The organism is Mycobacterium ostraviense (genome assembly GCF_002705925.1).
GTDB classification, from domain to species: Bacteria; Actinomycetota; Actinomycetes; order Mycobacteriales; family Mycobacteriaceae; genus Mycobacterium; species Mycobacterium ostraviense.
On record NZ_NKRE01000001.1, the window covers coordinates 1029710 to 1054908 of the forward strand.

At 66.9% G+C, this 25199-nt stretch carries 25 protein-coding genes and 2 pseudogenes; 5 read left to right on the top strand and 22 right to left on the bottom strand.

Annotation, left to right across the window (positions count from 1 at the left end):
* Positions 1 to 114 precede the first annotated feature (114 nt).
* From CDN38_RS04630 to rpsB, 3 genes are read right to left on the bottom strand one after another with little or no spacing between them, the layout of a single operon-like run.
* Positions 115 to 1524, bottom strand: a complete 1410-nt coding sequence (locus CDN38_RS04630) for an amidase (protein ID WP_075513715.1) — start codon at positions 1522 to 1524, stop codon at positions 115 to 117.
* 9 nt (positions 1525 to 1533) lie between these two features.
* Positions 1534 to 2349, bottom strand: a complete 816-nt coding sequence (tsf, locus tag CDN38_RS04635; protein WP_075513714.1) for a translation elongation factor Ts — start codon at positions 2347 to 2349, stop codon at positions 1534 to 1536.
* Between the two features lie 3 nt (positions 2350 to 2352).
* The gene (rpsB, locus tag CDN38_RS04640; RefSeq protein WP_075513713.1) at positions 2353 to 3216 is read right to left on the bottom strand and encodes a 30S ribosomal protein S2; all 864 of its coding nucleotides are present in this window, start codon (positions 3214 to 3216) and stop codon (positions 2353 to 2355) included.
* A gap of 246 nt (positions 3217 to 3462) precedes the next feature.
* On the opposite strand from rpsB, the pseudogene CDN38_RS04650 reads away from it, so the two are divergent.
* Positions 3463 to 3984, top strand: a pseudogene (locus tag CDN38_RS04650) (M23 family metallopeptidase); the annotation flags it as partial.
* Between the two features lie 244 nt (positions 3985 to 4228).
* On the opposite strand, the gene CDN38_RS04655 reads toward CDN38_RS04650, so the two are convergent.
* The 8 genes from CDN38_RS04655 to CDN38_RS04690 form a co-directional block, all read right to left on the bottom strand.
* Positions 4229 to 5137 carry a tyrosine recombinase XerC gene (locus CDN38_RS04655; protein WP_075513711.1) on the bottom strand — a complete coding sequence of 303 codons (909 nt, stop codon included), beginning with the start codon at positions 5135 to 5137 and terminating at the stop codon, positions 4229 to 4231.
* Positions 5138 to 5168: 31 nt separating this feature from the next.
* Positions 5169 to 6341 carry an alpha-hydroxy-acid oxidizing protein gene (locus CDN38_RS04660; RefSeq protein WP_099318812.1) on the bottom strand — a complete coding sequence of 391 codons (1173 nt, stop codon included), beginning with the start codon at positions 6339 to 6341 and terminating at the stop codon, positions 5169 to 5171.
* Positions 6342 to 6364: 23 nt separating this feature from the next.
* The gene (locus CDN38_RS04665; RefSeq protein WP_075513709.1) at positions 6365 to 7213 is read right to left on the bottom strand and encodes a siderophore-interacting protein; all 849 of its coding nucleotides are present in this window, start codon (positions 7211 to 7213) and stop codon (positions 6365 to 6367) included.
* Positions 7214 to 7251: 38 nt separating this feature from the next.
* On the bottom strand, positions 7252 to 8418 hold the full coding sequence (gene dprA, locus CDN38_RS04670; protein WP_075513708.1) for a DNA-processing protein DprA: 1167 nt from the start codon (positions 8416 to 8418) through the stop codon (positions 7252 to 7254).
* Entirely contained in the window at positions 8415 to 9926 is a 1512-nt protein-coding gene (locus tag CDN38_RS04675) for a YifB family Mg chelatase-like AAA ATPase (RefSeq protein WP_099318813.1), read from the bottom strand. The genes dprA and CDN38_RS04675 overlap by 4 nt, the downstream gene beginning before the upstream one ends.
* Positions 9926 to 10303 (bottom strand): YraN family protein, encoded by a 378-nt coding sequence (locus CDN38_RS04680; RefSeq protein WP_036409719.1) that lies wholly within the window; start codon positions 10301 to 10303, stop codon positions 9926 to 9928. The genes CDN38_RS04675 and CDN38_RS04680 overlap by 1 nt, the downstream gene beginning before the upstream one ends.
* 119 nt (positions 10304 to 10422) lie before the next feature.
* Positions 10423 to 11244 (bottom strand): formate dehydrogenase accessory sulfurtransferase FdhD, encoded by an 822-nt coding sequence (fdhD, locus tag CDN38_RS04685; protein WP_075513706.1) that lies wholly within the window; start codon positions 11242 to 11244, stop codon positions 10423 to 10425.
* 97 nt (positions 11245 to 11341) lie between these two features.
* The gene (locus CDN38_RS04690; RefSeq protein WP_075513705.1) at positions 11342 to 12322 is read right to left on the bottom strand and encodes an NAD-dependent epimerase/dehydratase family protein; all 981 of its coding nucleotides are present in this window, start codon (positions 12320 to 12322) and stop codon (positions 11342 to 11344) included.
* Positions 12323 to 12438: 116 nt separating this feature from the next.
* Here CDN38_RS04690 and CDN38_RS04695 point away from each other — a divergent pair, with 116 nt between their 5' ends.
* Together CDN38_RS04695 and CDN38_RS04700 are read left to right on the top strand one after the other, a co-directional pair.
* Entirely contained in the window at positions 12439 to 13797 is a 1359-nt protein-coding gene (locus CDN38_RS04695) for a WS/DGAT/MGAT family O-acyltransferase (RefSeq protein WP_075513704.1), read from the top strand.
* Positions 13798 to 13923: 126 nt separating this feature from the next.
* Positions 13924 to 14622, top strand: coding sequence for a GAF and ANTAR domain-containing protein (locus CDN38_RS04700; protein ID WP_075513703.1), 699 nt, complete (start codon positions 13924 to 13926; stop codon positions 14620 to 14622).
* 79 nt (positions 14623 to 14701) lie between these two features.
* Here the strand turns inward: CDN38_RS04700 and CDN38_RS04705 are convergent, their stop codons facing one another.
* The 4 genes and pseudogenes from CDN38_RS04705 to rplS form a co-directional block, all read right to left on the bottom strand.
* Positions 14702 to 15007 carry a DUF2469 domain-containing protein gene (locus CDN38_RS04705; RefSeq protein WP_012393608.1) on the bottom strand — a complete coding sequence of 102 codons (306 nt, stop codon included), beginning with the start codon at positions 15005 to 15007 and terminating at the stop codon, positions 14702 to 14704.
* Positions 15008 to 15087: 80 nt separating this feature from the next.
* Positions 15088 to 15856: pseudogene (locus CDN38_RS04710) on the bottom strand (ribonuclease HII).
* 13 nt (positions 15857 to 15869) lie between these two features.
* Positions 15870 to 16733: a signal peptidase I gene (gene lepB, locus CDN38_RS04715; RefSeq protein ID WP_099318815.1), complete on the bottom strand. Its 864-nt coding sequence runs from the start codon at positions 16731 to 16733 to the stop codon at positions 15870 to 15872.
* Between the two features lie 79 nt (positions 16734 to 16812).
* Positions 16813 to 17154, bottom strand: coding sequence for a 50S ribosomal protein L19 (gene rplS, locus CDN38_RS04720; RefSeq protein WP_099318816.1), 342 nt, complete (start codon positions 17152 to 17154; stop codon positions 16813 to 16815).
* Positions 17155 to 17508: 354 nt separating this feature from the next.
* On the opposite strand from rplS, the gene CDN38_RS04725 reads away from it, so the two are divergent.
* Entirely contained in the window at positions 17509 to 18456 is a 948-nt protein-coding gene (locus tag CDN38_RS04725) for a serine hydrolase (RefSeq protein ID WP_099318817.1), read from the top strand.
* Positions 18457 to 18575: 119 nt separating this feature from the next.
* Here the strand turns inward: CDN38_RS04725 and trmD are convergent, their stop codons facing one another.
* The 5 genes from trmD to CDN38_RS04750 form a co-directional block, all read right to left on the bottom strand.
* Positions 18576 to 19268, bottom strand: coding sequence for a tRNA (guanosine(37)-N1)-methyltransferase TrmD (trmD, locus tag CDN38_RS04730; protein ID WP_099318818.1), 693 nt, complete (start codon positions 19266 to 19268; stop codon positions 18576 to 18578).
* A 15-nt stretch (positions 19269 to 19283) separates the two neighbouring features.
* Complete coding sequence (gene rimM / locus CDN38_RS04735; RefSeq protein WP_099318819.1) at positions 19284 to 19817, bottom strand: ribosome maturation factor RimM; 534 nt, start codon at positions 19815 to 19817, stop codon at positions 19284 to 19286.
* A gap of 25 nt (positions 19818 to 19842) precedes the next feature.
* A complete protein-coding gene (locus CDN38_RS04740) occupies positions 19843 to 20085 on the bottom strand; it encodes an RNA-binding protein (protein ID WP_003878715.1) in 243 nt (80 codons plus the stop codon).
* A gap of 8 nt (positions 20086 to 20093) precedes the next feature.
* Positions 20094 to 20588: a 30S ribosomal protein S16 gene (gene rpsP, locus CDN38_RS04745; RefSeq protein ID WP_099318820.1), complete on the bottom strand. Its 495-nt coding sequence runs from the start codon at positions 20586 to 20588 to the stop codon at positions 20094 to 20096.
* 228 nt (positions 20589 to 20816) lie between these two features.
* Positions 20817 to 21236 carry a nuclear transport factor 2 family protein gene (locus tag CDN38_RS04750; RefSeq protein ID WP_075513775.1) on the bottom strand — a complete coding sequence of 140 codons (420 nt, stop codon included), beginning with the start codon at positions 21234 to 21236 and terminating at the stop codon, positions 20817 to 20819.
* 552 nt (positions 21237 to 21788) lie between these two features.
* Between CDN38_RS04750 and CDN38_RS04755 the strand changes: the two genes are divergently transcribed.
* Entirely contained in the window at positions 21789 to 22673 is an 885-nt protein-coding gene (locus CDN38_RS04755) for a D-alanyl-D-alanine carboxypeptidase family protein (RefSeq protein WP_075513696.1), read from the top strand.
* A gap of 109 nt (positions 22674 to 22782) precedes the next feature.
* On the opposite strand, the gene CDN38_RS04760 is transcribed toward CDN38_RS04755, so the two are convergent.
* Entirely contained in the window at positions 22783 to 23370 is a 588-nt protein-coding gene (locus CDN38_RS04760; RefSeq protein WP_075513695.1) for a TetR/AcrR family transcriptional regulator, read from the bottom strand.
* 1 nt (position 23371) lies between these two features.
* Positions 23372 to 25195: an N-acyl-D-amino-acid deacylase family protein gene (locus CDN38_RS04765; RefSeq protein ID WP_180276408.1), complete on the bottom strand. Its 1824-nt coding sequence runs from the start codon at positions 25193 to 25195 to the stop codon at positions 23372 to 23374.
* Positions 25196 to 25199: the final 4 nt, after the last annotated feature.

Below are 25199 nucleotides of genomic sequence, written 5' to 3' on the forward strand. Positions count from 1 at the left end.
TCCCACCAATGGGTGCCGAAGCGCGCTTTCGGCCGCGCCGATCATCCGAAGGCCGGGATCCACACACTCGCCGGACCGACGAGGGCCCGGCTTGGCTCTGTCCTGGTTGCTCGGCTAGTTGGCGGCGTGGAGCCGCGCCCAGGGACGAGCCTCTTCGAGTTCATAGGCCAGCTCCAACAGCCGGTCTTCCCGCCCCAGGTCGGCTGCCAGCATCATGCCCACTGGCAGCCCGCTCGCGGACTGCGCCATCGGCAGCGAAATCGCCGGCTCCCCGGTGACGTTCTGTAGCGGCGTGAATGCCACCCAATTGGCCATCCGGTCCATGACCTGTTGGTAGTCCGTGGGAGCGAGATAGCCGATGCGCGGCGGCGCATCGGCGAGGGTAGGCGTGAGCACGGCATCGTAGGTGGCGAAGAATCGCGCGGTGTGCCGCCGGACTCCGCGCAGCCGGACGATCGCGGCCGGCAGCAGATGAAAATTGCGGCGGGCTTTACGGGCCAGACCCAGAGTCAAGCTGTCCAGCCGGGTCTGGTCGAACGTCTTGCCGAACGTGAGCCGTCCGGTGCGCACCTGCCCCAGCGCCATCAGACCCCAATACAGGACAAAGTCCTCGGTGAAACTGGACGGCACCGGCGGTTGGTCGACGTGTTCGACATGGTGACCGAGCTCTTCGAGCAACGCGGCCGACTTCAGCGTCAGGTCGCGGACTTCGGGACTGGCCTCCACGTGCACCGAGCGCGTGATCACGGCAATCTTCAGTCGTCGCTTACCCGGGCTGGTCACATCACCCACCGCAGGCAACTTGGGCGGGCGCCAGAGGCGCTCGGCCTCTCGATACAAGGCGGCGGTGTCGCGCACCGAGCGGGTCAGCACCCCGTTGGCGACGATGCGGATCGGCAGCCGCCGCAGCTGCGGGTCCAGTGGCAGCCGGCCGCGCGACGGCTTGAGGCCCACCAGGCCGTTGCAGGAGGCTGGAATGCGGATGGAGCCGCCGCCGTCGTTGGCGTGCGCGATGGGTACCACCCCGGCGGCGACCAACGCTCCCGAGCCCGATGACGAGGCGCCCGCCGTGTAGTCGGTATGCCAAGGGTTGCGGACGGGTCCCAGCCGCGGGTGTTCGGCGGCAGCGCTGAATCCGAACTCCGACATCTGCGTCTTGCCCAGCGCGATGAGGCCGGTGGACAGCAGCACCCGGGTGATCTCACTGTCGGTGCCCGCCCGGCGCGGCGTCCACGCGTCGGTGCCGCGCATCGTCGGCAGCCCGCTGACGTCGACGTTGTCCTTGATATAGCTGGGTACCCCACCAAAAAAGCCGTCGGCCGTCCCGCGCTGGGCCCTGTCGCGCGCCATGTCGAAGGCCTCATACGCCACCGCGTTGAGCTTCGAGTCGACGGCTTCGCTTCGTGCGATCGCAGCCTCGGCCAGCTCGGTGGGGGTCACCTGACCGGACCGGATGGCCTCGGCAAGAGCGACGGCGTCGAGATCGCCCAGGGCGTCGTCACCGAAAGCGTGGATGCGGGTCATCGGCCGCCGCTAAGCCTGGCCTACCTCGAACCGGACGAATCGGGTCACCGTGACCCCGGCTTCGTCCAGCAGAGCCTTGACGGACTTCTTGTTGTCGGACACCGATGGCTGCTCGAGCAGGACGGCGTCCTTGAAGAAACCGGTCAGCCGGCCTTCGACGATCTTGGGCAGGGCCTGCTCGGGTTTGCCCTCGGCCTTCGCGGTCTCCTCGGCGATGCGGCGTTCGGTGGCCACGACGTCTTCGGGCACATCGTCGCGTGACAGGTACCGCGCCTTGAGCGCGGCTATCTGCAGCGTGACGGCATGGGCGGCATCTTTGTCGCCACCCTGGTACTCGACCAGCACACCCACCGCCGGCGGCAGATCGGCCGAACGCCGGTGCAGGTAGGTCTCGACGGTGCCGTCGAAGTTGGCGACGCGGCGCAATTCGAGCTTCTCGCCGATCTTGGCCGACAGTTCGCCGATGGCCTGTTCGACGTTCTTGTCACCCGCTTGAGCCGCCTTGAGCGCGTCGACGTCGGCAGCTTTCGACGACACGGCCGCCGCCACGATCTGATCGGCCAGCGCCTGGAATTCCGCGTTCTTGGCAACGAAGTCGGTCTCGCAATTCAGTTCGATGAGCACGCCCTCCTTGGCCGCGACCAGGCCTTCGGCGGTGGCGCGCTCGGCTCGCTTGCCGACGTCCTTGGCGCCCTTGATCCGGAGCGCCTCGACGGCCTTGTCGAAGTCGCCGTCGGCTTCGGCCAGCGCGTTCTTGCAGTCCAGCATGCCGGAACCGGTGAGCTCGCGAAGCCGCTTGACGTCGGCAGCGGTGAAGTTCGCCAATGATCAGCCTTCCTGTGAGGGATCAGTCGTTGATTCGGTGGAGGTTTCGGCCGTCGGGTCGCCAGCCCCGGCCGTCACCGGAGTTGTTGCCGAGGCCAGCAGCTCCTGCTCCCATTCGGCGAGCGGCTCGACGGCCAGCGAGTCCGCAGCCTCGGGCTTGCCGTCGCCGCGGCCCAGCCCGGCGCGGGCTTGCAGGCCCTCGGCGACCGCGGACGCGATCACCTTGGTCAGCAGCGCGGCCGAACGGATCGCGTCGTCGTTGCCCGGGATCGGGTAGTCGACCTCGTCGGGGTCGCAGTTGGTGTCCAGGATCGCGATCACCGGGATGCCGAGTTTGCGGGCCTCGCCGACGGCGATGTGTTCCTTGTTGGTGTCGACGACCCAGATCGCCGAGGGCACCTTGGCCATGTCCCTGATCCCACCCAGGGACCGCTCCAGCTTGTTCTTCTCCCGGGTCAGGCCGAGGATCTCCTTTTTGGTGCGGCCCTCGAAGCCGCCGGTCTGTTCCATCGCCTCGAGCTCTTTGAGGCGCTGCAGCCGCTTGTGCACCGTGGAGAAGTTGGTGAGCATGCCGCCCAGCCAGCGCTGGTTCACATACGGCATGCCGACGCGCGTGGCTTCGGCGGCGACGGACTCCTGCGCCTGCTTTTTGGTGCCGACGAATAGCACCGAGCCGCCGTGGGCGACGGTTTCTTTGACGAACTCGTACGCCTTGTCGATGAACGTCAGGGTCTGCTGTAGGTCGATGATGTAGATGCCGTTGCGGTCGGTGAAGATGAACCGCTTCATCTTGGGATTCCAGCGACGGGTCTGGTGCCCGAAGTGGGTGCCGCTGTCAAGCAGCTGCTTCATGGTGACTACGGCCATTGCCGGTATTCCTTTGTTGTCGGTTGCTTGCTCGGCATCGGGTGACGCCGGGCCCTGGCGGCTGCTGCGATGCCGGACCCTGTTACGGGACCGCCCGGCATGCGGTGCGAATTCCTGAACAACGGGAGTCGCCGGTGCAGACGCGCGAAGTCAGCCCGCTGATGCGAGCTGCGCCGAGAAGTTTACACCCCGTGGGCTGATGGCTTTCCCCAGCCGGGGAGTACTCCCCAGACCCGTCAGCGGTGGCTGGTACCGCGGTTGGCGTGGCGCTTGACTGAGCCGGTGCGACGGTTGGCGTTGATCGTGTGCTGGACGCTGGCCAGTGCTTGGCCGGCGGTTGCCGACGATTTTCGGCTGGAATGGCCGTTGCGGCCACCTCCCGCCGTGGTACGCGGCTATGACGCGCCCGCGCCGAACTGGCATCCCGGACACCGCGGTGTGGACTTGGCCGCTGCTCCCGGTCAGCCCGTGTACGCGCCCGGCGACGCGACGGTTGTCTTCGCCGGGTTGCTGGCGGGGCGGCCGGTCGTTTCATTGGCTCATCCGGGCGAGTTGCATACCAGCTACGAGCCGGTGCGGGCGACGGTCCGAGCCGGTCAGCTGGTGACGGCGCAGACGGCGCTGGGGACCGTGCTGGCCGGCCATCCCGGCTGCGCTGCGCAGGCATGCCTGCATTGGGGTGCCATGTGGGGGCCGGCTTCGCGTGCCGACTACGTCGACCCGCTGGGTTTGGTGAAATCCACACCGATAAGGCTCAAGCCGCTGACGGGCTGAGTTCTTGGTGCTCGCGGCTAGCGTCAACAATCGCCACGTCGGTACCAGTAGCCACAGGAGTCTCCGACTCCGGCGCGCCCCACCGGACCTAGAGACTGTTGTGACAGGTGTGATGGGCGTGACCCGGGACCGACGTACGGACTGGCGCGCCCGCCTATCCCGAATCGCCGGGCTCGGCCGGAGTGCCCTGCTCCCCACATGCCGCTGCGCGGCGTGCCCGCCGATCCCGAGGAGCCGCCTAGGCGCGGGGATGGGCCTGATCGTGCACCGCCCGCAGCCGGTTTACCGCCACATGGGTATACAGCTGCGTGGTGGCCAGACTGGAATGGCCCAGCAATTCCTGGACAACCCGCAGGTCGGCACCGCCTTCGAGGAGATGAGTGGCTGCACTGTGCCGCAACCCGTGCGGCCCTATGTCAGGCGCGCCGTTCACCGCGCCGACGGTCTGGTGCACCACGGTGCGCGCCTGCCGAACGTCGAGTCGTCGTCCCCGAGCGCCCAGCAGTAGGGCGGGCCCAGACTCGGCCGTGACGAGCGCGGGACGGCCATCGGTCAGCCAGGCTTGCAACGCCTCAGCAGCTGGCCGTCCGTAGGGCACAGTGCGCTGCTTGTTGCCCTTACCGAGCACCCGCACCACCCGATGCCCGGTGTCGACGTCGTCGATGTCCAGGCCGCACAGCTCGCTCACCCGAACTCCGGTGGCATAGAGCAACTCGACGATCAACCTGTCCCGTAAGGCCAGCGGATCACCCTGCAGCGCACCGGATTTCGCGGCCGTCATCGCCGCCAACGCCTGATCCTGACGCAGCACAGCGGGCAACGTGCGGTGGGCTTTCGGAACCTGCAACCGGGCGGCCGGGTCGCCGGTCAACAAGCCACGCCGGACCGCCCATGCCGTGAAGGCCTTGACCGCCGACGTGCGCCGGGCCAGCGTGGTGCGTGCGGCTCCCGCGCCGGCTGCACTGGCCAACCATGCCCGCAGCAGCGGCAGGCTCAGCGTTTCCAGGGCGGACCCGCGGTCGGTCAGAAAGGCGAACAGCGACCGCAGGTCGCCCAGATATGCCCGGCGGGTGTGCGCCGACCGTCCGCATTGCAGCGCCAGGTAGTCGTCGAACTCTTCGAGGATTGCCTCGTCCTTATCCGGCACGCCCCCACCGTCGCAGACCCGGCGCCGCGATTCACTCGACGCGCCGCAGTGTGTCCGGGGTGAGATCTTTGCGCGTCGGGTAACCGTCGACGGCCATGATCAGATCGGCTTCGGCAAGCATCATGCGCAATACGTGCACGATGCCGTCGACTCCGCCCAGCGCCAGACCGTAGGCGTAGGGACGGCCGACGCCGACGGCGGTCGCGCCCATCGCGAGCGCCTTGATGACGTCGGCGCCGCTGCGAATCCCCGAGTCGAACAGCACCGGCAGCCCGTCGGCGGCCTCGACAACGGCCGGCAAACAGTCCAGCGCGGGCAGGCCGCCGTTGGCTTGCCGGCCGCCGTGGTTGGAGCAGTAGATGCCGTCGACGCCGCCGTCTTTGGCGCGCCGGGCGTCGTCGGGATGGCAGATGCCCTTGACGATCAGTGGAAGTTCGGTCAGCGAACGCAGCCAGCTGAGGTCGTCCCACGAAAGCGGCTGTCCGAAGACCTGGGCCCAGCGCAGCACCGCGCCCTGCCGGTCCTCTTCCGGCGGGCGCGGCAGGCTGGCGCGGAAAACCGGGTCGCTGGTGTAGTTGGCCAGGCAGTGACCACGCAGCTGCGGGAAGTTCGCCGTGCTCAGGTCGCGCGGCCGCCAGCCGGTAACCCAGGTGTCGAGCGTGACGACGATGCCCTTGAAACCGGCCGCTTCGGCGCGGCGTACCAGGCTGGCGGCCAACTCGCGGTCGGTCGGCGTATACAGCTGAAAGAACCCGGGGGTATCACCGAACGCGGCGGCGACGTCTTCCATGGGGTCGACCGTGAGCGTCGATGCGACCATCGGTACGCCGGTGCGGGCGGCCGCGCGTGCGGTGGCCAGGTCGCCGTGGCCGTCCTGCGCGCACAACCCGATGACCCCGATCGGCGCCATGAACAGCGGCGAGGGCAAGGTCAGGCCGAACAGTTCGACCGCCAGGTCGCGTGTGGCGGCGCCGACGAACATCCGCGGCACCAAGCCCCAGCGATCGAAGGCCTCGCGGTTAGCACGCTGGGTGCTCTCGTCGCCCGCTCCCCCGGCGACATAGGACCACACCGAGGGCGGTAGTGCCACCGCGGCCTTGGCCTCCAGCGCCGCAAACGCCATCGGCAGCGGCGGCGCCACCCCGGCCAGTCCGTGAAAATAGATTTCGTTCTGGTAGTCACCGAAGTGGGGCCGGTATGCCATGGGACGAGAATGCCAGCCGGCGTTCAGCCGCCGGCTTCGGCCTCAGCCAGTTCCTTCTTCCATTGCCGGAACGTCTCTTCGGTGCGTCCGCGCCGCCAGTAACCGGAGATCGACGACGCCCATTTGGCTTCCACGCCACGCTCTTTGCGGATGTAGGGCCGCAGGTTGTGCATGACGGCTTGCGCCTCACCATGGATGAACACCTGAACCTGACCCGGCAGCCACTGCGCGCTGGTAACCGCCTCGATCAGTGGCGCATGATCACCGGCACGGTCCTCGGGAACCAGATCCGCGCGGCCGCCGCGGTAGACCCAGTGCACATCGACGGACTCCGGCGAAATCAATTCGATCTCGTCGTCGGGGCCGGCCACTTCGATGAATGCCTGGCCAACCGCTTTGGCGGGCAACGCTTCCAGCGCTGCGGCGATGGCTGGGAGCGCGGATTCGTCACCTGCCAGCAGATGCCAGTCGGCGGCCGGGTCGGGTGCGTAGGCGCCGCCCGGCCCCATCAGGTACATCCGCTGTCCGGGTGCAACCGTAGCCGCCCACGGACCGGCCACGCCGTGTTCGCCGTGCACCACGATGTCGATCGCGATTTCGCGCGCCGCGGTGTCGACTCGGCGGACGGTCATGGTGCGTACCGAGGGCTGCTTGGCGCGCGGGAGGCCGGCAAAGCTGTCCAGGGTCAGCGGCCGGGGCAGTTCCGCCACATCGACGTCGTCGGCGACGAATACCAGCTTGACGTAGGAGTCGGTGAAATCGTTGGGAACGAATGTGTCGAAGCCGCTGCCGCCGAGCCGCACCCGGATCAGGTGCGGCGCGAGTTGCCGGGTGCCGACGACGTCGAAGGTGTGCAGTGGTCGACCCGCCACGTATCCTCCTGTCCTGTCCAAACCCGACCCTTTGTCGACTATACGAGCCGGCCTGAGAAACCCGCCCGGGCCCGCTCGGCACGGACGATGCGCCACCGGCCCTCGTCGCGCCGAGCCAGCCCGCCCACCTCGAGGATTGCCAGCTGTCCCAGCACCTGCTCTGGCAGCAGCCCCGACGCGGCGGCGATCTCGTCGACAGTTGCGGCGCCGCGGCCGGGCAACGCTTCGTATACCCGACGTTCGGCCTCGCTCAGGCCGTCGAAAAGGGTGCTGGGCCGCGGCTGTTCGGCGGCCAGCTCACCGATGTGACCGACAAGCTCGACAATGTCGTCGACTCGCATGATCAACTCCGCGCCGTCGCGCAGCAGCACATGGCAGCCGGCCGAAGCCGACGACGTCACCGGCCCCGGGACCGCCCCCACCGCACGGCCCAACGCCCGGGCCCACGCCGCCGTATTGGCCGCACCGCTGCGCAGGCCCGCTTCCACCACCACCGCCGCACCCGCGACGGCGGCCACCAGCCGGTTGCGGGTCAGGAACCGGTAGCGGGCCGGACGCACACCGGGCGGGTATTCGGTGATCAGCAGCCCATGCTCGCCGATGCGGTGTAGCAGCGACGAATGCCCGGCCGGATAAGGGACGTCGATTCCACCCGCCAGCACCGCCACGGTGATGCCGTCGCAATTGAGCGCCGCGCGGTGGGCTGCGCCGTCGATGCCGTACGCGCCGCCGGAGATGACGGCAACGTCACGCTCGGCCAGGCCGGCGGTCAGATCTGCCGCGACGTGCTCGCCGTAGGCAGTCGCGGCCCGGGTTCCGACGATAGCGGCGGCGCGCGGCACCACCTCGTCAAGGCGCGCAGGGCCCCGTGCCCACAACACCATCGGCACACCGCCGTACGGCTTGGCCCGCGCTGCGGAGCCACCGAACGCGGCAAATGCGAGCACCGGCCATTCGTCGTCGTCGGGCGTGATCAGTCGTCCGCCGCGGCGCATGAGCAGTTCGAGGTCTGTCGCGGCCCGGTCGATTCCGCGCCTGGCCTGGGTGTGGCGCGCCAAGTCGCCGTCGACCAGCCCGCGCCGCACCCGATCGGCCGCTTCCAGCGGGCCGACACAGCGCACCAGCGCGGCGAGTTCCGCACAGGGCGGCTCCGCCACCCGGGACAGGTAGGCCCAGGCCCGCAACACGTCGCCCACTGCGGTCATCGCGAGATTCCCGGTTGCCGGAAGCTCAGCGCGGTGGCGACATCCTCGAGGCTCGGCGAGACCCGGCCGGCCAAATCGGCCAAACTCCACGCGACCCGCAATGTCCGATCGACGCCGCGAATGCTCACCAGTCCACGATCCAGGGCCTTGCGCAGTGGCTCCATCGCCGCATTGCCGGGCCGGAACTTGCGCCGCAGCAACGGCCCGCTGACTTCGGCGTTGGTGGCGAAGCCATGCGGTCGCCACCGCTGCGCGGCAGCATCGCGAGCGGACGCCACGCGACGGCGAACCTGTGAGGTCGGCTCCCCGTCGACGGCCGACATCGCCCCCGCCCGCACCGGATGCATCTGCACCCTCAGGTCCACCCGGTCCAGCAACGGTCCGGACAGCTTGCCCAGGTAACGCCTCTTGACGGTGGCCGCGCAGATGCAGTCCGCTGGATCCGCCGGCGCACACGGGCACGGGTTGGCAGCCAGCACGAGTTGGAAGCGGGCCGGGTAGCACGCCACGCCGTCGCGCCGGGCAAGGCGAATCTCGCCGTCCTCCAAGGGAGTTCGCAGTGCCTCCAGCGCGCTGACGCTGATCTCGGCGCACTCGTCCAGGAACAACACGCCGCGGTGGGCGCGGCTCACCGCGCCCGGACGGGCCATCCCCGAACCCCCGCCGACCAGGGCCGCCACGCTGGAACTGTGATGCGGCGCCACGAACGGCGGCCGGGTGATCAACGGCGTGTTCCCGGACAGCAGGCCGGCCACCGAGTGGATCGCGGTGACCTCCAGCGACTCGCTGTCCGACAACGGCGGCAGCAGTCCCGGAAGACGTTGCGCCAGCATGGTTTTGCCCACTCCAGGCGGACCGGTCAACATGACGTGGTGGCCGCCGGCTGCGGCCACCTCGACCGCGAACCGCGCTTGCGATTGGCCCACGACATCGGCCAGATCAGCCGATCGCTCCTCCACAGTGGCTGCCGGCGCGACCCTGTCGCCCAAACCGGCTGAACCGTTCAGCCAGCTCCTCAATTGGCCCAGGCTATGGACACCCCGGACGTCGATACCATCCACCAGGCAGGCTTCAGCAAGGTTGTCCGCCGGAACGACGACGGTCGGCCAGCCGTCGCGCTTGGCGGCCAGCACGGCAGGCAGCACGCCACGCACCGCCCGGACCCGACCGTCCAACGACAACTCCCCCAACAGCACGGTCTTCTCCAGGCGGTGCCACGGATTCTTCCGCTGCGCCGACAGCACCGCGGCCGCCAGGGCCAGGTCGTAGACCGACCCCATCTTCGGCAGCGTCGCAGGCGACAGCGCAAGCGTCAGCCGCGCCAAGGGCCAGCTGTTTCCGCAATTGGTGACAGCGGCACGGACCCGGTCGCGAGACTCCTGCAGGGCCGCGTCGGGCAAACCCACCAGATGAACACCCGGCAGTCCTGACGTGATGTCGGCTTCGATCTCCACAATTTGGCCGTCCAGCGCGCACACCGCCACCGAAAACGCACGTCCCAGCGCCATCAGCCGATCCCCTTCAGGTGGGTGAGCTCCGGTACCCGCCGCCGGCCGATCCGCACGCCGATCACATCGATGCGGACCGCGGCCCAGCGTTGGTCCTGCCCGGCCAACCACAGCCCGGCCAGTCGACGCAGTCGACGAACCTTCGGCTCGGTCACCGCGTGCGCCAACCCGCCATAGCCGTCGCCGGTGCGGGTCTTGACCTCGACAAACACCACCGATCGGGCGCCGGGATCACAGGCGACCACATCGAGTTCGCCGTACCGGCAGCGCCAGTTGCGGTTCAAGATCCGCAACCCCAGACCGGTCAGATGGTCCACGGCCAGTTGCTCACCCAGCGCCCCGAGCTGTGCCCGCGTCAAAGTCCTCTGCGTCGTCATGCCCGTCAATCTGCATGCCTGTCCCGACAGTCAGGGCAGGGCCGGACCCCTGGGCGCCCAAGAACGGCTCAGTTATCCACAGTCGCGCGCTCATCCCCAAGAACGCCGATCACATCCAGCTAAATGATGCGGTCGGGACGGGTATAGACGTTCATCGAGTCCTCCCGCAGGAATGCCACCAGCGTGATCCCGGACTCCTCGGCCAGCGAAACCGCCAGCGACGATGGCGCGGAAACCGCGGCCAACACCGGAATCCCGGCCATCAGCGCCTTCTGGGTCAGCTCGAACGACGCGCGGCCGCTGACCAACAGCGCCGACGCTGCCAGCGGCACCCGGTCCTGCTGCAGTGCCCACCCGATGACCTTGTCGACGGCGTTGTGCCGGCCGATGTCCTCGCGCACGGCAAACATGGTGCCGTCCATGCCGAATAACGCCGCGGCGTGCAGCCCGCCGGTGCTGGCGAACACTTTTTGGGCAGCGCGAAGTCGGCCGGGCATCGCCGTCAGGGTCGTGACGGTGACGGTGGCGGGATCGTCACCCGGTGAGAACTGGCTGAGCAGCCGTACCGCTTCAAGAGACGCCTTGCCGCAAACCCCGCACGACGAGGTGGTGTAGAAGTTGCGGGTGACATCAAGGTCGGGCAGGCCTACCCCGGGCGCCAGCGCCACGTCGAGAACGTTGTAGGTGTTCACTCCATCCGCACCGCGGCCATCGCAGTAACGAACCGTCAGCACATCGGCGCGACCGGCGATCACCCCTTCGGTAAGCAAAAACCCTTGCGCCAGTTCGAAATCCGAGCCGGGGGTGCGCATGGTCACGGTGACCGGCGCATCGTTGACGCGGATCTCCAGCGGCTCCTCGACCACCAGGGTTTCCGGTCGGGTGCTCATTTGATCGGCGGCGAAGCGCTTAACCCGCCGGCGTGCCGTTACGCGTCTCACGGGGCCATTTCAGGTTCCGCTGACGCCGCGGCCGAGCGCGCAAACACGGCCCCAACGTACCCGATCAAGGGTCGGCCGTCGTCCCGGCCAACCGGCGTCAGACGGCGGAAGCCAGCGCCGCCAGGGTCTCCGCCGAGGAGTGCGTCGGGCGCCAACCGAGGTCGCGTTTGGCCTTGGTGGTGTCCATCACCACCGAGGTCCGTGCGACGTGCAGCCATTCGAGCAGGGAAGGGACCAACGGCAATCGCGAAATTGCCGCCGAAGCCGCCGATGCCGCGGCGGCGGGCACCCTTACCGGGCGCCCGCCCAGCGCCTTGGCCACGTCCGTCACCGTCACCGTCCCGTCGGCGGCGATGTTGTATGCCCCCGGCGGTACCGGAGCGGTGGCGGCCAGCGCGATAGCGGCCGCGACGTCGTCGTGGTGCACCAGCTGCAACGGAAAACCGGGATCGGGGATGATCGGCTTCAACATCGGCAGCGCCTTGCTCAGGGCGCGCACCGGGGCCGGCAGCTGGTTGCACGGCATCGCCTCGGCTAGCGCTTGAGCCTCAGGTCCGGCGACGATGCATGGCCGCAGCACGAACACTTGCAGCGACGAGCCCTCGGTGATCTTGGCCAGCTCGGCCTCGCAGGCCGCCTTCTGCTCGGAGTAGTAGTGCTCGGGTGATCCGCGGGTGGGCGTGTCCTCGGTCAGTGGTACCGGGTTGTCGGAGTGGTAGCCGTATGCGGCGACCGAGGACGTATAGACCAGCCGACGTGGCCGCCGCGCGGCAACCGTGGCCTCGAACACGTTACGGGTGCCCTCCAGGTTGACCCGTGCACTCTCCGCGCGTGAACCCATGATGATGAACGCCAGGTGGACTACCACGTCAGCCTGTGCGACCAACGCGTCTACTACGTCGCGATCCAGGATGTCGCCCTGCTGATAAACGGTTTTCGTCCACCCGTGCACCGTCGGGTCGAAGGGGCGGCGCGCCATCCCGACAATCTTCTCCACCGCCGGTTCGCGCTCGAGCGCCGTCACCGCAGAGATGCCGATCTCTCCGGTAGGCCCGGTAACGGCGACGGTAACTCCCATTGACCTTGGATCCCCCGCGGCGCCGCAGCCCAAACGCTTCCATCCGGTCCGACTAATGTGTGCCACACACCGCGGGTGGCTATCCCGCTGGTACAGGCCTACCGCGGGAGACGGACATGAAGCTGATAACTCCGACCGATTCGATGTTCCTGCTCGGCGAATCGCGCGAACATCCGATGCACGTCGGCGCCCTGCAACTCTTCCAGCCGCCCGAGCATGCTGACGAAAACTTCGTGACCGAAGCCTATGAAGCCATGCTCCATTGCACCGAGGTCCAGCCGATGTTCCGCAAGCATCCGGCGTTCTTCAGCGCTGTCACCAACCTCGCGTGGACTTTCGACAAGAACGTCGAACTCGACTACCACTTCCGCCGGTCCGCGCTGCCCCGGCCGGGCCGGGTACGCGAGTTGCTGGAGCTGACCTCGCGGCTGCACGGCAGCCTGCTCGACCGGCACCGGCCGCTGTGGGAGGCACACCTGGTGGAAGGCCTCAACGACGGCCGCTACGCAGTTTACGTCAAGTTCCACCATTCGCTGCAGGACGGCGTGTCGGCGCAGAAGTTGATGCAGCGGGCATTGACCACAGACCCCGACGACGACGAGATCAGGGTGCCGTGGACGCTGCAGCCGCGAGAACGCACCAACACCGGCCGGAAGTCTTCACCGCTTCAGCTGCTCGCCCAGACGGTCGGATCGGCGGCGGCCCTGGCGCCGTCGACGCTGTCATTGGCACGTGCCGGCCTGCTGGAGCAGCAACTCACGCTGCCATTCCGGGCTCCCAAGACCATGTTCAACGTGCGGATCGGCGGAGCGCGGCGGGTCGCCGCACAGTCATGGGCGCTAGATCGAATCAAGGCGGTGAAGAACGCCGCCAATGTGACCGTCAACGACGTCGTGCTGGCCATGTCGGCCGGCGCCCTGCGCGCCTACCTGATCGACCAGCACGCACTGCCCGACACGCCGCTGATCGCCATGGTCCCGGTGAGCCTGCGAAAGGAAGGCGACGCCGAGCGCGGCGGGAACATGGTGGGCACGGTCTTGTGCAACCTCAGCACCCATGTCGAGGACCCGGCGGTGCGCCTATACGCCATCAACCAGTCGATGCGCGACAACAAGGAAGTGTTCAGCCAGCTGCCCCGCGTCCAGCAGCTGGCGCTGTCGGTTTTTCTCACCGGCGGTCTGGTCTTCGGGCTGATTCCCGGCTTCGTTGCCACCGCTCCGCCACCGTTCAACATCGTCATTTCGAATGTGCCGGGTGCCGCCGACCCACTGTATTGGCGGGGCGCACAGCTGGTCGGGAATTATCCGCTGTCCATCGCGCTCGACGGTCAGGCAATGAACATCACGGTCACCAACAACGCCGGTAATCTGGACTTCGGGCTCGTCGGGTGCAGACGCAGTGTGCCACATCTGCAGCGCATGCTGGGCCACCTGGAGGCATCGCTGAAAGAGTTGGAACGTGCTGTCGGAGCCTGAGCACATAACCGTGGCCGGTAGTCTACGGCCAGCACGGCGGGACGGCGATCCCGGCAGCTGAAGTGAGGGAGGGACGTGGCGGGCACACCGAAGCGCAGCTCCCAGGGCTCGACACCGGGCGGGACGATGGCCGATCCGGCCACCGTCTTCTCCGCCCTGGCCGAGATCATCTATCAAGGGGCAAATCCGTCGGAGATCTACGCCGCCATCTGCGTCGCGGCGACCTTGATCGTTCCCGGCTGCGACCACGCCAGCATCCTCGTGAAGACCAATGACCGCTACGTCACGGTCGGCGCCAGCGACCGGCTGGCACAGCGCATCGACGAAATCGAACGGCGCGCCGGCGACGGCCCGTGCATCGACGCGATCGAGGAAGAAACCCCGCAGATCGAAACGGACCTGACCACGCCCAGCCAGTGGCCCAAGTTCGCGGCCGCCCTGGTCGCCGATACGCCGGTGCGCGGTGCCATGGGCTTCCGGCTGCAAATCGACAAACGCAAAGCCGCCGCGCTCAACCTGTTCGCCGATGCCCCCAACCGCTTCGACACCGAATCCGCCGGGCGGGCGGCGGTGCTGGCCTCGTTCGCCAGCGTGGCGGTGAACGCCATCGCGCATGGGGAAGACGCCGCCAGCCTGCGCCGAGGGCTGCTCAGCAACCGCGAAATCGGCAAGGCAGTCGGCATGCTGATGTTGCTGCACGACATGACCGAGGACCACGCGTTCGACGTGCTGCGGCGCCATTCCCAGAGCCTGAATATCAAATTGGCGGACGTGGCGCGCAAGGTCATCGAGAACCGGGGCCAGCTGCCGCCCCACGATCAGTAACCCGCAGTCTTTGTGCCGAGCAGCCGCCCATACCTCTACACGCCGAGCGGGCTTCGGTCGCACCACCGTTATTCAGCGGTTATTCAGGCAACCGCAGCTCGGGCTTCTCGACTTCCTCGATGTTGACATCCTTGAAGGTAACTACCCGCACCTGTTTGACGAACCGAGCGGGTCGATACATATCCCATACCCAGGCGTCGGCCAGTCGCAGCTCGAAATACACCTCGCCGTCGGCGTTACGCGGCACCATCTCCACGCTGTTCGCCAGGTAAAAGCGTCGCTCCGTTTCCACGACATAGCTGAACTGGCCGACGATGTCCTTGTATTCGCGGTACAGCGAGAGCTCCATCTCGGTTTCGTACTTTTCGAGATCCTCTGCACTCATCTGCCACTCATCTGCTCAGACGTCCTTCTTCCAGCCAATATGCTGACTTCCCGGCCCAGGGTCCCGCCGAGCCCTGAGTGCTACACGGCGCGAAACGTCGCCGGGCGGGAACTCGCGTACCATCTTTCCTCACCGGACTTCGCCGCGCTCTGCCGGAGGGTCCGGATCGCACTCGGCCACCACCCGGATGTCCGATCCGTCCGCAGCCCGGCGGACGTTGATAAAGGAGTAACGATGCTCCGGGCAAGGACCCAGCCGGGCCAGCGCGAAGGTGTGTGCGGGCGTGCTGTAGCCCTTATTCTCGGCGAAACCGTATCCCGGGTACTGCGCGTCCGTCGTGACCATCAATCGGTCTCTGCTGACCTTCGCCAGCACGCTGGCCGCGGCAATGCACGCGGCCGCCGCGTCGCCCCCGACCACCGGCAGCGACGGCACCGGCAGCCCGGGCACTCGGAAGCCGTCGCTCAGCACATAACCGGGTCGCACCGCCAACCCGGCCACCGCGCGCCGCATACCTTCGATGTTGGCCGCGTGCACGCCCCGTCGGTCGACCTCGACCGACGGGATGAACACCACGTGGTAGGCCAGGGCATAGCGGCAGATCAATGGAAACAGCTTCTCCCGCGCCTTCTCGGTAAGCTTCTTCGAATCATCCAGGGCGGCAAGGCTTTCCAAGCGATTCGGGCCCAGCACGCACGCTGCCACCACCAGCGGGCCGGCGCAGGCGCCGCGCCCCACCTCGTCCACCCCTGCGACCGGACCCAGCCCGCTGCGGTGCAGTGCGGATTCCAGGGTGCGCAGCCCTGAAGACTTCCGGATCACCGTCCGTGGCGGCCAGGTCGTATTCATAGTCCAGCCATGGCTACTTCCCTTGTTGCGGGTTCACCGACCGCACCACACCCCATCGCGACGGCGGCCACACGATGAAGCGGGCCTTGCCGATCACGTTGGATATCGGCACGGTGCCCGCCATGGGATCCCCGGTGCACATCATCGGACAGTGAGCGCGTGAATCCGCCGAATGGGTCCGGTTGTCGCCCATGACCCACAGTCGCCCGGGCGGAACGGTCACCGGGCCGAACTCGCTGCCAAGGCAGGGGTAGACCGACGGGTCGGCCATCATGGTGGCCGGATCCAGGTACGGCTCCTTGAGAGGTTTGCCGTTGACCGTCAAGCCGGTGTCGGAGCGGCACTGGACCGTTTGCCCACCGACCGCGATGACGCGCTTCACCAGGTCGTTTTCGTCGGGAGGCACGAAACCGATGAACGACAGCGCGTTCTGGGCCCAGCGGGCCAGTGTATTGCTCGAGCGAATCGACTTGTAACCCACGTTCCACGAGGGCGGTCCCCTGAAGACGATGACGTCGCCGGGTTTGGGCGAGCTGAAGCGGTAGGTGAGCTTGTCCACCAGAATGCGGTCACCAACGCAGGTCGAACACCCGTGCAGGGTGGGCTCCATCGATTCCGAAGGAATCAGGTAAGGACGCGCCACGAACGTCAACATGACGTAATAGAGCACCACGGCGATCACCGTCAGGGTGGCAAGTTCCCGCAGCGTCGACTTCTTGGCCGGCTTGGATGCGTCGTTGTCGGCTTCCGTCGACTCGGCCGTGCCGGCTGGGCGGGCGGTCTCGCCGGTGGTGTCAGATTCGCGGCCAGACGGGTTCGATTCCGGCTGACCAGCGCCGGGCTCGCGCTCAGCCGGGGAGTCCGTGGTTTCGGTCACGGGATCAGCGTAGCCAGCACACGCCGTGTCCTTCGCGACTGGCGTGTCGGGACCGCCGCGGTCACCACGGCAGTGCCGGTCAGCGCTTCTCCTTGATCTTGGCCTTCTTGCCGCGAAGCTCGCGCAGGTAGTACAGCTTGGCGCGGCGAACGTCGCCGCGCGTCACCACCTCGATGTGGTCGATGTTCGGCGAATGCACCGGAAAAGTCCGTTCGACGCCGACACCGTAGCTTTCCTTGCGCACCGTGAAAGTCTCGCGGATACCTCCGCCCTGCCGGCGGATCACCACGCCCTTGAACACCTGGATACGCTCCTTGGCGCCCTCGATGACCTTGACGTGCACGTTGATGGTGTCACCCGGGCCGAAGGGCGGGATGTCGTCGCGCAGCGACGCCTTGTCGACGAAGTCCAGCCTGTTCATGGAAAGACACTTCCTCCGGTTCGCGGCCTGGTGAACCGCCGACACGCAGGCGTGAGGCGCTTGTCAAGCCGATGGATACGGGCTTATGGCTGTATGCCGCAGCAACCGAGGATACCCGGCCTGCGCGGACAACTGGTCAATTGTGCCAGACGCTGTCCGTGCCATGAAAATCACAGGAAATCCGGGTGGTTCACGCCCGCCCGCAAGCACCGGCGAATGGTACATATGAACGGGGTCAAACCGCATGAGTCGGACCCGCACTTTTGCGTAATGCCCGGGCACATGGCAATGCGGCCGCCCTACCTGTACGTCTTCGCGATGCCGGAAGATGCAAGAGGATGCTAAAGGAGAAGCATGCGAGCACGGCCGCTTACGATGCTGACCGCTGCCGCGGCGGTGGCATTGGTCGTGGTTGCGGCTTGTGAGGCAAAGGTGCAGGCGAAGGCATACAGCACGGCTGATCACAGCGCGTCCCATTACCCCTCCCAGCCGCAACAGCAGCTCGTCGAGCTGTTGTTGCGGGCGATCGCCCCGCCCGGCGCACCGGATGCGCTGCTGCCCGGCGCCGGGTTGAGCGGAGTGCAGGAACGCATCCAGCAGGCGACCGACGAGGCCGCTGCTAAGGGCGCTACCTTGTCGGTCGCCGTTCTCGATCGCGCGACCCGGCAACTGGTCTCCAACGGCATCACCTCGATCATCGCGACCGCCTCGGTCTCCAAGCTGTTCATCGCCGACCAGCTGCTCCTGCAGGAATCGCAGAGCAAACTCACCCTCACCGCGGACGATCACCAGGCCCTGGACCTCATGCTGCGGTCATCGGACGATGGCGCCGCCGAGAGGTTCTGGAATCAGCTCGGCGGCGACGCCACCATCACCGAAGTCGCCGCCCGGTATGGACTGACGTCGACCATGCCGCCCAGCGATGGGCGCTGGTGGAACACGATCAGTACGTCATCCGATCTGATCCGCTACTACGAAATGCTGCTCGACGGCACGGGTGGACTGCCGCTGGACCGCGCCGGGTTCATCGTGAACGACCTGGCCCGGTCCACCCCGACCGGAGTCGACGGCTACCCCCAGCGGTTCGGCATTCCCGACGGGTTGTACGCGGAGCCGGTCGCGGTCAAACAAGGCTGGATGTGCTGTATCGGGGCGAGCTGGATGCACCTGTCGACCGGTGTCGTGGGCTCTGACCGCCGCTACATCATGGTGATCGAGTCGCTGCAAGCTTCCGACGAGGTCACCGCGCGCGAAACCATCACCCAAGCCGTCATGACGATCTTCCCCAACGGCCGGATCTAATCCGCTCCGCGCTCCGGCGCTGCGCAGCTCGGTGGGGCGCGAGCAGACACACAATCGCATAGATCCGGCTTGTCGCGTACGAGTCTGTGTCTGCTGGGCCGCCTCAGCTCGGTGGGGTCTCAGTCTGGTGGGGCTAATTCCGGTCGCCGCTCGCGAGTGCGCTGTAGCGCGACCTGCCGACGCCAGGCGGCAATGCGGGCGTGGTCACCGGAGAGCAGGACCTCAGGCACGTCCAGACCACGCCAACTCGGTGGCCTGGTGTAGCTGGGGCCCTCCAGCAGCCCGTCCAGACCTGGCGAGTGTGAATCAAGCTGGACGGAATCGGGATTGCCCAGGACTCCGGCCAGCAGCCGCAGCACGGTTTCGATCATGACCACGGCCGCCGACTCGCCACCGGGTAGTACGTAGTCGCCGATCGAGACCTCTGCCACGCGCATCCGCCGGGCGGCATCCTCGACGACTCGCTGGTCGATGCCCTCGTAACGGCCGCAGGCGAACACCAGCTGCTGCTCAGTGCTCCAACGTTGCGCGGTAGCCTGGTCGAACAGCACACCAGCGGGCGTGGGAACTACTAAAAGTGTTTCAGCAGAACATATTTCGTCGAGCGCCGCACCCCATACCGGCGCCTTCATCACCATTCCTGGGCCGCCGCCGTACGGCGTATCGTCCACCGAGCGGTGCACGTCGTGGGTCCACCGCCGTAGGTCGTGCACCTGCAAGTCGACCAGCCCTGACGCAATTGCCTTGCCCGGCAACGACTGCCGCAGCGGGTCCAGGTAGCCGGGGAAGATCGTGACTATGTCGATTTTCATGTCGATACGCCTCTGCTAGCTCAGATCCAGCAAACCGTCGGGCGGATCGATCTGCAGAATGCCGTCCTCCAGCGACACGGAAGTGACGATGGCGCGGACGAACGGCACCAATACCTCGCCCTTTTGGCTGCCAGCCGTACGCCGCACCGCCAACAGCTCGCCGGCAGCGCTGTGCAGCACCTCGGCGACGACGCCGACGTCCTGGCCCGTCGTCGTGCGAACTTGCAGACCTTCCAGCTGGTGGTCGTAGTAGGTGTCGGCCTCCTCGATCGGCGGCAGGTCGTCGGAGTCGATGACGAACAGACTGCCGCGCAGCGCGTCGGCCGCATCACGGTCGGTGACGCCGGCCAAACGCACGAGCAGCCGCGCACCATGGTCGCGCACGCTGTCGATCACATAGCTGCGCTCCTGGCCCGGGTCGCGGGAACTCTTGGCGCGCAACAGCGTTCCGGGGGCGAACCGGGTGTCCGGATCGTCGGTGCGGATTTCGACGACGAGTTCGCCGCTGATGCCGTGCGCCTTCACCACACGCCCGACTACCAGCTCCATGGGTGCTCCATGAGCATGGGCTCAGCTACTGGTCGGTGTCCACCACGTCGACGCGGATGCCCCGGCCGCCGATACCGGCAACCAGCGTGCGCAGCGCGGTCGCGGTACGCCCCCCGCGGCCGATCACCTTGCCCAGGTCGTCGGGATGCACGTGGACTTCGACCGTTCGACCACGACGGCTGGTCACCATGTCCACCCGGACATCGTCGGGGTTGTCCACGATCCCGCGGACCAGGTGTTCGACAGCGTCGACTACCACGGTGCTCATGGCGCCGGTCAACTTTCGGTCGGCTCGGACTGTTCGGCACCCTCGGCGGGCACTTCTGCCTTCTCGGCCGGGGCGCCGGCCTCGGCTTCTTGGGCACCCTTGGCGGCCTTCTTAGCCGGGGACTTCTTCTTCGGTTTGGCGGCCTCGGCGGTGGGACCGCCCTCTGCGGCAGCAAACGCGGCGTTGAACAACTCGAGCTTGCTGGGCTTGGGCGGGGCAACCTTCAGCCGGCCCTCCGCACCCGGAAGTCCCTTGAACTTCTGCCAGTCGCCGGTGATCTTGAGCAGCTTGAGGACGGGTTCCGTGGGCTGAGCACCCACCGAAAGCCAGTACTGGGCGCGCTCGGAGTTGATCTCGATCAGGCTCGGCTCTTCCTTCGGGTGGTACCGGCCGATGACCTCGATCGAGCGGCCGTCGCGGCGGGTGCGAGCGTCGGCGACCGCGATGCGGTACTGAGGGTTACGGATCTTGCCAAGCCGGGTGAGCTTGATCTTCACAGCCATGGTTAAGCGATTTCTCCTGTGTGTGTCACGCTGCAATTCAGCGACTCGGGCGGGACGCCCGAGTCCGGTTTTGCCTCGCGTGTCTGACCGCCGGGCAAGCACTTCGATGGAGGTGGGTCGCGCGCCGGACAGCCGCCTATTGTGCCAGAAGGCGCTGACCCCGGGGAAATCCGTGGCGATCGCAAGCGCGGCTCGGTGTGTCTAGCCGGGCGCAGCGGGTCGCCACGGTCACAGCACCTTCTGGAACACCTTCGATTCGACGCGGCGGGTCATCCGCCAGCCCTCGGGCGTGCGCACGAATTCGTCGTCGTACCACAGCCCGCAGAACAGCACCTGCTGCTGGTCGCCCGGCAGCACCATCGGATTGAAACAGATCACCCGCGACGACGCGGTGTCGGCGTCGATGCGCACCGAGAGGTTGCCGAGCATGTGGGCGTACACGGGAAAATTCGGCAGCACCTCAGCCAGCCACTTCTTCACCTCGGGATAGCGGCCGTCGATACCGCCCAGCGCGCGGTAGTCGATGTACGCGTCAGGAGTGAACACCTTGTCGAGATCGTCGAATCGGCGCAAGTCGATCGCTGTGGAGTAGTCCACCAACAGTTGCTGGATCTCCAACCGGTCAGAAATTTCGGCCAGGCTCAACACGGTTTGATTCAACACCGCCGACCTGACCGATTTTTCAGCCGGTAGCGATCCACCGCGTCATGGAGTCGGCGAAAGTAGAGATCGGTATCGCCGCGGCGGGTGTCCACTTGCGAAAGAACCGCCTGGCGCTGCAGAGAAGTCAACGTGACCGCAGGTCGCGATCACGGTATTTTCCCAGGACGCGCCGTGTTGCCGGGGAGATTATCCAGCCATTACGAAATCAGCGATCGCGGGACTGGCAACGACACTGCTGCTGAGCGGTGTGGCGCTGGCAGCACCTTCAGCCCAGGCCGCTTCCGGTGGATGCCCGAGCACCAAGTCGTACCAACAATGGCGCCCGGGTGACCCCGATCCGGCGGACACTCCCGTGCCCTGGCACGGGAGTGTCCGCTGCGACTACTACTGGGATTCCTAGCTAGGGTGTCCATGACGTTGGCACCGGAGCTTTCTACTCCTGGCGTGACATGCCGTTGCCGTAGGCATCCCCGCTGACGCGCCGGGGCGCCCGCCGCAGTGGGCGTCGCGCAACACTGGACGATAAACTTTGCGCCCATGCGGAAGCTCATGGCTGCGGCCGCAGCGTTGCTTGCGGTCGCCACCGTCAACGCGGCCGCCACCTCCCCGGTCTCAAGGGCAGATACCGACGTCCAGCCTGCCGGCTCGGTACCGATCCCTGACGGTCCGGCCCAGACCTGGATCGTGGCCGATCTGGACAGCGGACAGGTATTGGCCGAACGCGACCAGAATGTCGCCCACCCGCCCGCGAGCACGATCAAGGTGCTGCTGACGTTGGTTGCGCTGGACGAACTCGATCTGAACTCGACCGTCGTCGCCGATGTCGCCGACACCGAGGTCGAATGCAATTGTGTCGGCATCAAGCCGGGCCGCACGTATACCGCGCGGCAGCTGCTCGACGCGCTGCTGCTGGTTTCGGGTAATGACGCCGCCAACACACTGGCACACATGCTGGGCGGCCAGGACGTCACCGTGGCCAAGATGAACGCCAAAGCCGCTGCCCTCGGTGCGGGAAGCACCCATGCGGCCACTCCGTCCGGCTTGGACGGACCCGGCGGCTCCGGCGCCTCGACGGCGCACGACCTCGCCGTCATCTTCCGGGCCGCCATGGCCAATCCGGTGTTTGGCCAGATCACTGCCGAACCCTCGGCGATGTTCCCCGGCGATAACGGTGACCAACCGATCGTCAACCAGGACGAGCTGCTGCAGCGCTATCCGGGCGCGATCGGCGGCAAGACCGGGTTCACCAACGCCGCGCGTAAGACATTCGTCGGTGCCGCTGCCCGAAACGGCCGCCGCCTGGTGATCGCCATGATGTACGGGACGGTCAAACAGGGCGGCCCCACCTATTGGGATCAGGCCGCCAGCCTGTTCGACTGGGGATTTGCCCTCGGCCCGCAAGCCAGCATCGGCGCCCTCTAGCGACCCTTTGTCGCTAGCGACAAAGGGTCGCTAGTACCGCCGGCACCGCGAGAAGACACAAAATCGCCCCTCGCTCAGCGAAAAGGGGCGATTTTGCGTCTGCTCGCGGTCACAAGGCGCCGGTCAGCAGCGCGGTGAGCACCGGGATCCGCCGCTCCTCGATCTCCGGCTGGGGCAGAACCCCCTGCACCACGGCGGCTCCGTCGAACACGTTCGTCAGCAGTGCCACGATGACGGGAAACGTCTCCTCCGGGAAGCTTTCGGCACCGGGCAGCGCCCGGGCCGCATCGTAGATCTTGGCTGAATACTGGCCGAGTTCCTGCTGCAATGTCTCTCTGAGCTTGTCGTCGGTGCGCGCGGCGATCAGCAGTTCGTACAGCACGGCGTTGGTCGGACCGCTGGTGATGTCCCGCAGGATTGCCAGCGCCGATTCCAGCGCCGGCCGGTCGGCCGGTATCTCCGCGACGCGCTTGGTGAAGGCCTCCAGCTGACGGCGCAACACCTCCGAAGCCGTGGCCGCCATGAAGTCGCCCATCGTGTCGAAATGGCGAAACAGTGCGCCTACCGACACCCCGGCCCGCTTGGTGATCACGGCCGCGGACGCCCGAGCGTAGCCGACCTCGATGATGGTGGCGATGCAGGCGTCGAGAAGCCGTCCAACGGTTTCCTCGCGGCGTTGCTGCTGGGTGCGCGCCATCTCAGGCACCGACCCTCATGGCTTGACGCTCACCCGCTCGCAAGTACCGCCCCGACTGCACGGTCTGCCCGTAACCGTCCCGGAACTGACCACCGCGGAACACGACGGCGCCGTTGACCCCGGTTGCGACGACGGTCGCGTCGTTGCGATTGACCATGCGCCGCAAGCCGCCGTAGAAGGAGGCCTCCGCCTCGTGGTATCCGTCCACCGATTCGTCGAGATGGGCCGGGTCGATCACCACGAAGTCAGCGCGGTCGCCCTGGCGCAGCGTGCCGGCGTTGATGCCGAACCACTCGGCCACTTCACCGGTCAGGCGATGCACCGCACGCTGGATGGACAGGAATGGCTTGCCGGCCCGGTCGGCGTCGCGCGTCCGCTTGAGCAACCGCAACGGGAAGTTGTAGAAGGCCATGTTGCGCAGGTGCGCCCCCGCGTCGGAGAAGCCCATGTGGACGCTCGGCTCGGCGGCGAGCTTGTTGAGCTCGTTGGGCCGGTGGTTGGCGACGGTGGTCGTCCAGCGCACGTTGCGTTCGCCGTTGTCCACCAGCACGTCGAGAAACGCGTCGAGCGGATGCAGTCCACGTTCGTCGGCGATCGCCCCAAAGCTCTTGCCGATCAACGATTTATCGGGGCACTCGACGATCACCGCGTCATGGAAGTCGCGGTGCCACAACGTGGGTCCGAGCTTGATGCGGTCGAACTCGCGCCGGAACCGCCGGCGGTAGGACTCGTCGGCCAGCAATTCGTTGCGTTCCAGTTGCTCACGCAGATGCAGCGCCGCCGTGCCGGCGCCGAACTCTTCGAAGACCGGCAGATCGATTCCGTCGGAGTACAGCTCGAACGGGACCGGCAGATGCTGGAAGCGCACGCTGGCGCCCAGCAGCTTGTTGAGGACGCGGGTGCCGAGGCCGAAGGTGTGCACGGCCAGCGGCATCGACTTGGCGTCGGCCGACACCAGCATGCTCATCCGAACTCCCTTGCGGCGATTGAGGATTCGGCTGCTGGCTAAGAAGAACAGCAGGCCGGTCGCCGGCCTGTCGAGGTCGGGTGCGCTCTGCAGGATCCGGCCGCGCCTGCGCAACACCGAGATGAGCTTGCGCCGCTCACGCCAGGTCGCGAAGGTGGACGGCAGCGCGCGGGACCGGAAACGGTCGCCGTCGAGCTTGTCGATCGCCGCGTCCATCCCGGACATGCCGAGCATTCCGGCGTCAAGCGCCTCGTCGAGCAACGTCGCCATCGTCTCCAGTTCGGCATCGGTGGGCCGAACGGTGGCATCGGTGGCGCGGTCAAGCCCGAGCACCGCCGTCCGCAAATCCGAATGGCCAAGCAGCGAGCCCACATTCGGGCCCAGCGGCAGGCTGTCGATGGCCTTGATGTATTCGGCTGCCGTGGACCACGTCCGGTTGGCGTCCAGGGCACGGTAGACGAACTCGCGCGGCACCGCTTCGACGCGGCTGAAAAGGTCGGCGGCGTCCTCGGAGTTGGCGTACACCGTCGACAGCGAACAGTTGCCCAGCAGCACCGTGGTGACGCCGTGGCGCACCGATTCGCGCAGTCCGGGATCGAGCAGCACCTCGGCGTCGTAATGGGTGTGCACGTCGATGGATCCGGGCACCACCCACTTCCCCGCCGCGTCGATCACCTCCGGGCAGCCGGTTTCGTCCAGCGGCTTGTGGGACACCGTGGCCACTATTCCGTCACGGATGCCCAGGCTTCGGGTTTGCGGCGCGGCGCAGGTGCCGTCGAACCACAGTCCGTCGCGAATGATTACGTCGTAGCTCACAGTTCCTCCGGGTCGTCGAGTTGCTACGAACCTAACATAGATAGTG